Origin of the sequence: Anaeromyxobacter sp. PSR-1, assembly GCF_000964525.1 — a bacterium.
GTDB lineage: Bacteria > Myxococcota > Myxococcia > Myxococcales > Anaeromyxobacteraceae > Anaeromyxobacter.
Window position 1 is genome coordinate 20881 of record NZ_BAZG01000036.1, and the last position, 9093, is coordinate 29973.

The window sequence follows — 9093 nt, forward strand, 5'->3', positions numbered from 1 at the left end:
AGTGCCTAGCATCGGGCGTGAGCAGGGAGCTCGCCGCCTGGCTCGGCCACATGGGCATCCGCGACCGGCGCGTCCTCGACGCGATCGCGGAGCTCGACCGCGCGCGCTTCGTGCCGCCCTACCTCTCGGCCGAGGCCTACGCCGACCGGCCGCTGCCCATCGGCTTCGGCCAGACCATCTCGCAGCCGTTCGTGGTCGCGTTCATGACCGAGGCGCTCGAGCTCGACGGCGGTGAGCGGGTCCTCGAGGTCGGGACCGGCTCCGGCTACCAGACCGCGCTGCTGGCGCGGCTCGCCGGCGAGGTCTGGTCGGTGGAGATCGTCCCCGAGCTGGCGGCGCGCGCGCGGGCGCTGCTGCTCGAGGACCTCGGCCTCGAGAACGTCCACCTGCGCGAGGGCGACGGCGCGCTGGGCTGGCCGGAGGCCGCGCCGTTCGACCGCATCCTGGTCACCGCCGCGGCGCCGCGGGTGCCGCCGCCGCTTCGGGCGCAGCTCGCGCCGGGCGGACGGATGGTGCTGCCGGTGGGTGAGGCGGAGTCGGAGCAGGTGCTCCGCGTGCTGGAGCGCGCCGCGGACGGGATCGAGGAGATCGAGGACGTCCTCCCCGTCCGCTTCGTCCCGCTCACGCACCTCCCGCCTGCGGTATGATCCCGCCCGCATGATCGTCTGCCCCGTGTGCGACCACCCGCAGGCCCTCGGCTCCGAGTGCGAGGTGTGCGGCAAGCGCCTAGCCGTCCACGGCGTGGCGGGCGACGAGGTGCCGCCGCTCGACGGCCTCGAGCCGACGCTGTTCCCGGCGGTCCAGGCGCAGGACGACAGCGTGCCCGGGCTGGAGCCGACGCGGGTGGGGGAGGCGACGCTCCCGCCGGCGCCGCCGGACGGGCTGGCGGAGGCCCTCGAGCCGACGCGCACGGCGCCGGTGGAGGTGGAGGTCGCCCCGACGCCGGACGTCGAGCGGACCGGGGCGGAGCTCCCCGAGGCGGAGCGCACGCAGCTGCCCGTGTTCGTGACGTGCCGCTACTGCCGGACGCCGGCGATGCCCGGCGAGCGGCTCTGCGGTCGCTGCGGGATGCGCCTGCCGGTCGCCGGCGCCGCGCCCGCCGAGGCCGGTCCGGCCGGCCGGCGCTGCGGCTGCGGCGCGTGGGTGACCTCGGGGCCATGCCCCGCTTGCGGGGCACGCGCCCCCGTCACGGCCGGGTAGCTCGGCGCTTGCCATTCGGCGCAGGTCCCGGCAAATTGGCGGGTCCCGCCATGAAGACCTTCAACGACCCCGAGGCCTTTGCGCGCGTCAAGCGCCTGCCGCCGTACGTCTTCACCGTCACCGACCGCCTGCGCGACGAGGCCATCGCACGCGGCGTGGACGTGGTGGACTTCTCCATGGGCAATCCGGACGGCGCCACGCCGGACCGGATCGTGGAGCGGCTGCGCAGCGCCGTCGGCGACTCGAAGCTGCACCGGTACCTGAACCCGCGCGGCCTGCCCGAGCTGCGGGCGTCGGTGTCGCGCTGGTGGAAGCGGCGCCACGGCGTCGAGGTCGATCCGGAGCGCGAGGTGCTCGTCACCATCGGCTCGAAGGAGGGCATCGGGCACGCCCTCATCGCCATGCTCTCCGAGGGCGACACGGTCCTCGCGCCCGCGCCGACCTATCCCATCCACGCGTTCGGCGCGGTGCTGGCCGGCGCCGAGTCGCTGCCGGTGGCGGTGGGCCCGGGCGTGGACTTCTTCGAGTCGCTGGTGGCCGCGGCGGAGCGGGCCGAGAAGCGGCCGAAGGGCCTGGTGGTGAACTTCCCCGCGAACCCGACCGCGGCGGTGGCCACCCAGGAGCTGTTCGAGAAGATCGTCCGGTTCGCCGAGGCGCGGGACATGTTCATCGTGTCCGACCTGGCCTACTGCGACATCGTCTTCGACGGCCCGAAGGCGCCGTCGATGCTGGCGGTGCCGGGCGCGCGCGACCGCACGCTCGAGTTCATGTCGCTGTCGAAGAGCTACAACATGCCGGGCTGGCGCGTCGGCTTCTGCGCCGGCAACCCGGCGCTGGTGGCCGCGGCGGCGCGGGTGAAGAGCTACCTCGACTACGGCCTGTTCGGCGCGGTGCAGGCGGCCGCCATGACCGCGCTCGACGAGTGCGACGACGAGGTGGTGAAGATCCGCGAGAAGTACCGGGTCCGCCGCGACGCGCTGGTCCGCCACTTCGGCGCGGCCGGCTGGCAGGTGCCGGCGCCGGCCGCCTCGATGTTCGCCTGGGCGCCCATCCCCGAGCCGTTCCGCCCGCTCGGCTCGCTCGAGTTCTGCAAGCGCCTCATCGACGAGGCCGGCGTGGCCGTCGCCCCGGGCATCGGCTTCGGCCCGGCCGGCGAGGGCAGCGTCCGCATCGCGCTCATCGTGGACGAGCCGCGCGTGCAACTCGCCGCCGAGCGGATCGAGAAGTTCCTCAAGAAGGGCCCGGGCGGGCGGTAGCGATGGCCGCGCCCGCGTTCTCGTCCTGGTTCCGCTGCGCGGACGGCTGCGACTTCCGCGCCGAGCTCACCGAGGTGGTGTACGAGTGCCCGCGCTGCGGCGGGCTGCTCGAGGTCGAGCACGACCGCGCCGCGCTCGCGACGCGGAGCGCCGCCGAGTGGAAGGCGCTGTTCGACGGGCGCTTCAAGCTGGGCGCCTGGCCCTACGGCTCCGGCGTGTGGGGCAAGAAGGAGTGGGTCTACCCGGGGATCGCCGACGGGAACGTGGTCTCGATGTTCGAGGGCGGCAGCCCGCTGCTCCGCATCGACCGCTACGCCCGCGAGCTGGGCCTCGACGACGTGTGGCTGAAGGAGTGCGGGGTCACGCACACCGGGTCGTTCAAGGACCTGGGCATGACGGTGCTCGTCTCCGCGGTGAAGGAGATGCGGGCGCGCGGCGCCGCGGTCCGCGCGGTCGCCTGCGCCTCGACCGGCGACACCTCGGCCGCGCTCTCCGCCTACTGCGCGGCGGCCGGCATCCCCAGCGTGGTGCTGCTGCCGCGCGGCAAGATCTCCACCGCGCAGCTCGTCCAGCCCATCTCCAACGGCGCGCTGGTGCTCGAGCTCGACACCGACTTCGACGGCTGCATGCAGGTGGTGAAGCAGCTCAGCCGCACGAAGGACATCTACCTCGCGAACTCGATGAACTCGCTGCGCATCGAGGGGCAGAAGACCGCCTCCATCGAGATCGCGCAGCAGCTCGGCTGGACCTCGCCGGACTGGATCGTGATCCCGGGCGGCAACCTGGGCAACGCGAGCGCGGTGGGGAAGGGCTTCCTGCTCATGAAGGAGCTGGGGCTGGTGGACCGGCTCCCGCGCCTGGTGGTCGCGCAGGCGGAGCACGCGAACCCGCTCTGGCGGGCCACCACCGGCGCCGGGGTGAAGCCCACCGCCGGGGTGACGGTCGAGCCGCTCGCCGCGCGGAAGACGCTCGCGTCCGCCATCCAGATCGGCGCCCCGGTGTCGGCGCGCCGCGCGCTGCGGGCCCTGGAGGCGCTCGACGGCGTGGTGGAGCAGGCGAGCGAGCAGGAGCTCGCCGACGCGGCCGCGCGCGCGGACCGGGCCGGCATGTTCACCTGCCCGCACACCGGCGTGGCGCTCGCGGCGCTCGAGAAGCTCGCCGCCCGCGGGGTGGTGAGGAAGGGCGAGCGGGTGGTGGTGATCTCCACTGCGCACGGCCTCAAGTTCTCCGACTTCAAGGTCGGCTACCACGACCAGACCTTGCCCGGCATCCGCGCCGGGCTGCCCAACCCGGCCGTCCAGCTCCCCGCCACGCTCGGCGCGGTCCAGGACGCGATTGCCGGCCGCTTCGGGCGAGGGTAGAACGCCGGGCCATGAGCACCGCCACGCCCACCCACCCCGGCCCGGAGACCGGCGCGCTGCGCGCCGAGCACGACGCGCTCGCGAAGCAGCTGGAGGTGCGCCGGTCCATCGACGTGGCCCGGCGCGGCGCCTACGAGATCTTCGCCGGCCTCATCGCCGTGGGCGCGTCCATCGCGCTCGCCTGGGACCGCTGGGGCAAGCTCAAGCCCGGCATGGTCCGCAAGGTGGCGAAGGGCCCGCCGGTGTTCCTGTACCTGGCCATGGCGGCGGCGCTGGTGCTGCTCGCGCTCGCCATCCGCTCCTTCCTGCGCGCCCGCCGGCTGATGCGCGAGGAGGACGCGCTGTACGTGCGCTTCCGCGCGCTGCGCGAGACGCTGAGGCTGGACCCGTGAGCGCGGCGGGCGGCGGGCGGGGACGTCCGGCCGCTCGCGGCCGCTTCGTCGTCGTCGAGGGGCTCGACGGCGCCGGCACCACCACGCAGGCGCGGCTGCTCGGCGAGCGGCTCCGCGCCGACGGCCGCACCGCCCACGTCACCGCCGAGCCGTCCGGCGGGCCGGTGGGCGCGCTCGTGCGCCAGGTGCTGACGCGGCGCGTGGCCGGCGGCGGGGGCGCGGACTTCGACCCGCACGCGCTGGCGCTGCTGTTCGCGGCGGATCGCCGGGACCACCGGGCGGTCGAGATCGACCCGAAGCTCGCCGCCGGCATCGACGTCGTCTCCGACCGCTACACGCTCTCCTCGCTCGCCTACCAGGGCGCGGCGCTGGGCGAGATGGAGTGGGTCCGCCAGGTGAACGCGGCGGCGGGCCCGCCGGACGCGACGCTGTTCCTCCGGGTGCGGCCCGAGGTCGCGCTCCGGCGCCGGCGCGCCGCCTCGCTCGACCGCGAGATCTACGAGGTCGGCGCGTTCCAGCGGAAGGTGGCCGCCGAGTACGACCGCGCCATCGCGCTGCTGCGCCAGGCCGGGGAGACCGTCATCGAGATCGACGGCGAGCGCCCGGTGGAGGCGGTGGCAGCCGCGGTGTGGGCGGCCGCCTCGACCCTGTAGCCGGCTGGCGTCCGCGCGCGGGACGGGTTACGGGAGGGGGCGATGCCCCGCACGCCCACCGCCGCCCTCGTCGTCGTCGGCAACGAGGTCCTCTCCGCCAAGGTCCAGGACGAGAACGGACCGTTCACCGCGCGCCGGCTGCGCGAGCTGGGCGTGGAGCTGGTCACCATCCGGACCGTGCGCGACCGGGTGGACGAGGTCTCCGCCGCGGTGGCGGCGCTCCACCCCGAGGTGGACTGGGTGTTCACCTCGGGCGGGGTGGGGCCGACGCACGACGACATCACCGTGCGCGCGGTGGCGGAGGCGCTCGGCAGGCCCATGCACCGCTCGCCGGCGCTGGTCGAGACCATCCGCGCGCTGCACCGCCGCGCCCACCCGGGCGCCGAGCCGCCCGAGGCGGCGCTGCGCATGGCCGACGTGCCCGAGGGGACGAAGCTGCTCGGGGACGAGGGCTACCCGACGCTCGCGCTCGAGAACGTGGTGATGCTCCCGGGCGTGCCGCAGTTCTACCGGCACCAGTTCGAGCGCATCGCGCACCTGCTCCAGGCGCCGCCGTTCCGGCTCGCGTGCGTGTACCTGTCGGCGGGCGAGGGCGAGATCGCGCCCGCGCTCGACGCGGTGGCGGCGGCGCACCCGGCGGTCGAGATCGGCAGCTACCCGCGCTTCGACGCCGGGGCCGACCACCGTGTGAAGGTGACGCTGGAGGCGAAGGACGCGGCCCGGGTGGAGGCGGCCCTGCGCGCGCTGCTGGCGGCGCTGCCGGCCGGCTCGATCCTGCGGACCGAGGGGCCGTGACGGCCCCGGCCTACAGCTCGTACTTGTCGATCTTGCCGGCGCCCTGGAGGATCTCCAGCGCGCCCTTGGTGGCCTTCTCCTTGTCCGTCCCCTGGAGCTTCACCACCAGTGGGGCGGCCGGGCCGGCCTGCGTGGGGGGCGGGTAGACCGTCACCGCCCACGAGTCGCCGAGATCCTTGTCCACGTGTACCCGGCATTCCGTGCTTCCGATGAACGCGCGTGCCATGCTGAGTTCGCTCCGAGAGGTCGTCGGGAGCCGGGAACATAGCCCAAACGAGCCCCATGAGAAAGCCGACCGTTCTGCTCCTCGTCCTGGCCGCATGCTCCTCCGGACCCCGCCTCCCGCACGTCACGCCCAGTGAGACCGAGGTCGAGGTGCGCGGCGCGGTGAAGGGCGGCCCGTACCCGCTCGGCCGGGCCGAGCTGGCCGCCCTGCCGCAGCGGTCGGTGCGCGGCCTCGACCCGGAGTCGGGCCGGGCGGCGACCTGGGAAGGCACCGCGCTCGCCGCGCTGGTGAGCGATCGCGTGGAGCGGACCCGGGGCGCGGACGTGGTGATCGTGCGGACCCGCGACCGCCGCGCCGTCCCCGTCCCGCTGACCCTGGTCCGGCAGCTCCAGCCGGTGCTGGCGGATCGCGCCGACGGCCAGCCGCTCCCGGAGCGCGTCATCGCCTGGCCGACGTTCGACCAGCGCGGCCTCGAGACCGATCCGCGCGCGCGGCTCTGGTGGGCGCGTGGCGTGGTGGCGCTCGAGCTCGCGAACTCGTTCACCACCTACGGCCGCGCCCTGGCGGTCCCGGACGGCGCCGCCGACGGCGCGCGCCTCGGCGCGGATCGTTTCGGCGCGCGCTGCATCGGCTGCCACCGCGTGCGCAAGGCGGGCGGCGAGGCCGGGCCGAACCTCTCGCGCCTCACCGACCGGATGACCGCGGACGCGCTCTACGCGCGGATGCGGGCGGGGCACCCGGGCTGGTCGGACGGGCCGGAGGATCCGGGCCCGGCGGCGGCGCGCCAGGTGTGGAGCTTCCTGCGCGCGGTGGCCGCGTTCGAGGGGACGGGCGCCGCCGAGGAGCCCGGGCCGCCGGAGAAGGATCCCGTCGAGGAGGAGCGGCGCCGGGAGCGGCCGCCCCGTCCCTAGACCGCCCAGATGTAGCCGATGCGCACGCCGACCAGCTCGGCGATCTGCTTCGCGACCTGGCGCCCGTCGCGCCCCGCCACCCACCGCGGCAGCACCACGTGGAACTCGCCGCCGGCGAGCTCGGCGGCGGAGGAGAAGAGCTGCCAGCGGCTCGCCACCTCCTCGAGCGCCACCGGGCCGGGCGAGAGCACGTCGAGGAACACCGGCTTCGGCGCCTCGCAGAACAGGCTGGGGCGGTGGTCGCGCATGGCGCCGTGGATCACGTCGGGCGTGTCCCAGCCCGGCAGATCGGCGCGCACGCCGGCGTAGCCCGCGAGCGGGAGCGTCTCCGCCATCAGCCGGATGAAGGCCTCCTTCTGAACGTCGACCTCGGGCTCGACGGTCTGCTCCAGCATGGCGGCTCCCCCGTCCGGACGGCCGGCCGCCGGCGACGCGCGCCGACCGCCCGGATCACACTCTGGGGCCGCGCGTCGCGGGGGGCATCCCCCGCCGCCGGGCGAGCGCACGGACCGCGGTGACGCACCGGTGACAGCGGCCCGCCAAGCTCCGGGGCTCATGCCGCGCGACCCCGACCGCATCGACTGGCTGCCGTCGCTCCCGTTCTTCGCCGCGCACCTCGTGGCGCTGGCCACGCCGTGGCTCGCGCCGTTCGAGTGGCGCTGGGGCGCGCTCGCCGCCGCGCTGTACGCGGTGCGCATGTTCGCGGTGACCGCCGGGTACCACCGCTACTTCTCGCACCGCAGCTACCGCACCTCGCGCGCGTTCCAGCTCGTGCTCGCGGTGCTCGGCGCGAGCGCGGCGCAGAAGGGCCCGCTCTGGTGGGCCGCCCACCACCGCGACCACCACCGCCACTCCGACGGGCCGGAGGACGTCCACTCACCGCTGGAGCGGGGCTTCTGGTGGAGCCACGTCGGCTGGATCCTCTCGCGCCGCCACCACGAGACGAAGCTCGACCGCGTGCGCGACCTCGCGCGCTACCCGGAGCTGCGCTGGATCGACCGCCACCACCTCGTCCCACCGGCGGCGCTCGCCACCGGGCTGTTCCTGGCGGGCGGCCTGCCGGCGCTCCTGTGGGGCTTCTTCGTCTCCACCGTGGCGCTCTGGCACGGCACGTTCGTCATCAACTCGCTGGCGCACGTGTTCGGGCGCCGCCGCTACGCCACCGACGACGGCTCGCGCAACAGCCTGGTGCTGGCGCTCGTGACGCTCGGCGAGGGCTGGCACAACAACCACCACTTCTACGCGGCGAGCGCGCGGCAGGGCTTCTTCTGGTGGGAGCTCGATCTCTCCTGGTACGCGCTGCGCGCGCTCGCGGCGCTGCGCGTGGTCCGCGACCTGAAGGTCCCGCCGCCGCAGGTCCGCCTCGCGCACCTCCGCACGGCCGCGCCGCCGCCCGCGGTGCGCGCCGAGGCGCTGTGACCTCGCCCGCGCGCTAGAGGAACACCGAGCCGCGCGCGGCCACGTCCTCGTCCAGCATCGCCTGGAGCATGGCGCGCACCGTCTCCGCCAGCTCGCCCACCCGCGCCGCGTCCTCCGCGTCCGCCGGCGAGCAGCCGGCGAGCGCGATGGGCGGGCCGAAGCGGAGCGACCAGCGCGAGGGCAAAGGCAGCATCGCCGCCGGCGCCAGCCGGAGGAGCGGGCTCGCGGTGAGCAGCGGCAGCCCGAGCCGGTCCGCCAGCCAGCCCGTGCGCGAGATGCCCGGCGCCGCCTCCTCGCTGCCCACGATGGCGCAGGGGACGAGGGTCGCGCCGGCGCGCAGCGCCACCTTCACGAAGCCGCCGCGGCCGAACCGCTGCAGCCGGTAGCGCTCGCTCCACGGCTTCCGGGCGCCGGCGCTCCCCTCCGGGAACACGCCCAGCGCGCCGCCGTCCTGCAGGATGCGCCCCGCCGCCTCGGGCGTGGCGCGCACGGCGCCCAGCCGCACCGCCAGGCCGCCCAGCACCGGCAGGTCGCACTCGCGGTCGTCGAGGAGCGGGCGGAGGTCCCGGCGCGCCGGGTGATCGCGGCGCAGCGCGTGGCGCAGCACCAGCGCGTCCCAGGGGACCACCCCGGCGTGGTTCGCGACCACCATCACCGGGCCGCTCGCCGGCACGTGCTCCGCGTCGCGCACCGCGGTGCGCCACCAGGTGGCGTACAGCAGCTCGACGAGCGGCTCGGCGCGCTCCGCCAGCCGCGGGTCCATCCCGTGGCGGTCGAGCCGCTCGGGCGGCTCGAGCAGCCTCGCCAGGTCGAGCGCGGCGCCCAGCCTCGCCGCCACCGCCGGGGCGAGCCGGGCCGCGGCCTCGGTCACCTCGCGGCG

12 protein-coding genes are annotated in these 9093 nt (G+C 75.6%); 9 read left to right on the plus strand and 3 right to left on the minus strand.

Annotated elements, in window-relative coordinates:
• The first annotated feature begins 50 nt into the window (after window positions 1-50).
• Genes PSR1_RS08270 through PSR1_RS08300 form a run of 7 tightly spaced genes read left to right on the plus strand, consistent with a single transcriptional unit; the run spans window position 51 to window position 5657 of the window.
• Window positions 51-647: a protein-L-isoaspartate(D-aspartate) O-methyltransferase gene (locus tag PSR1_RS08270; RefSeq protein ID WP_059437148.1), complete on the plus strand. Its 597-nt coding sequence runs from the start codon at window positions 51-53 to the stop codon at window positions 645-647.
• Window positions 648-657: 10 nt separating this feature from the next.
• The gene (locus PSR1_RS08275; RefSeq protein ID WP_059437136.1) at window positions 658-1200 is read left to right on the plus strand and encodes a hypothetical protein; all 543 of its coding nucleotides are present in this window, start codon (window positions 658-660) and stop codon (window positions 1198-1200) included.
• Window positions 1201-1250: 50 nt separating this feature from the next.
• Window positions 1251-2456 carry an aminotransferase class I/II-fold pyridoxal phosphate-dependent enzyme gene (locus PSR1_RS08280; protein ID WP_059437137.1) on the plus strand — a complete coding sequence of 402 codons (1206 nt, stop codon included), beginning with the start codon at window positions 1251-1253 and terminating at the stop codon, window positions 2454-2456.
• 2 nt (window positions 2457-2458) lie between these two features.
• Window positions 2459-3817, plus strand: coding sequence for a threonine synthase (gene thrC / locus PSR1_RS08285; protein ID WP_059437138.1), 1359 nt, complete (start codon window positions 2459-2461; stop codon window positions 3815-3817).
• A gap of 11 nt (window positions 3818-3828) precedes the next feature.
• Entirely contained in the window at window positions 3829-4209 is a 381-nt protein-coding gene (locus PSR1_RS08290) for a hypothetical protein (protein WP_059437139.1), read from the plus strand.
• Window positions 4206-4862, plus strand: a complete 657-nt coding sequence (gene tmk / locus PSR1_RS08295; RefSeq protein ID WP_059437140.1) for a dTMP kinase — start codon at window positions 4206-4208, stop codon at window positions 4860-4862. The genes PSR1_RS08290 and tmk overlap by 4 nt, the downstream gene beginning before the upstream one ends.
• Window positions 4863-4904: 42 nt before the next feature.
• Window positions 4905-5657 carry a molybdopterin-binding protein gene (locus tag PSR1_RS08300; RefSeq protein WP_059437141.1) on the plus strand — a complete coding sequence of 251 codons (753 nt, stop codon included), beginning with the start codon at window positions 4905-4907 and terminating at the stop codon, window positions 5655-5657.
• 10 nt (window positions 5658-5667) lie between these two features.
• Here the strand turns inward: PSR1_RS08300 and PSR1_RS08305 are convergent, their stop codons facing one another.
• Window positions 5668-5841: a hypothetical protein gene (locus tag PSR1_RS08305; RefSeq protein WP_232287460.1), complete on the minus strand. Its 174-nt coding sequence runs from the start codon at window positions 5839-5841 to the stop codon at window positions 5668-5670.
• A gap of 98 nt (window positions 5842-5939) precedes the next feature.
• On the opposite strand from PSR1_RS08305, the gene PSR1_RS08310 reads away from it, so the two are divergent.
• On the plus strand, window positions 5940-6794 hold the full coding sequence (locus tag PSR1_RS08310) for a c-type cytochrome (RefSeq protein ID WP_059437142.1): 855 nt from the start codon (window positions 5940-5942) through the stop codon (window positions 6792-6794).
• On the opposite strand, the gene PSR1_RS08315 is transcribed toward PSR1_RS08310, so the two are convergent.
• Window positions 6791-7189, minus strand: a complete 399-nt coding sequence (locus PSR1_RS08315) for a hypothetical protein (protein WP_059437143.1) — start codon at window positions 7187-7189, stop codon at window positions 6791-6793. The genes PSR1_RS08310 and PSR1_RS08315 overlap by 4 nt on opposite strands.
• A gap of 160 nt (window positions 7190-7349) precedes the next feature.
• On the opposite strand from PSR1_RS08315, the gene PSR1_RS08320 reads away from it, so the two are divergent.
• Window positions 7350-8213: a fatty acid desaturase gene (locus PSR1_RS08320; RefSeq protein ID WP_059437144.1), complete on the plus strand. Its 864-nt coding sequence runs from the start codon at window positions 7350-7352 to the stop codon at window positions 8211-8213.
• Between the two features lie 13 nt (window positions 8214-8226).
• Here PSR1_RS08320 and PSR1_RS08325 read toward each other — a convergent pair.
• Window positions 8227-9093: lysophospholipid acyltransferase family protein (locus PSR1_RS08325; RefSeq protein ID WP_059437149.1), on the minus strand; the 867-nt coding region annotated here is incomplete at its 5' end.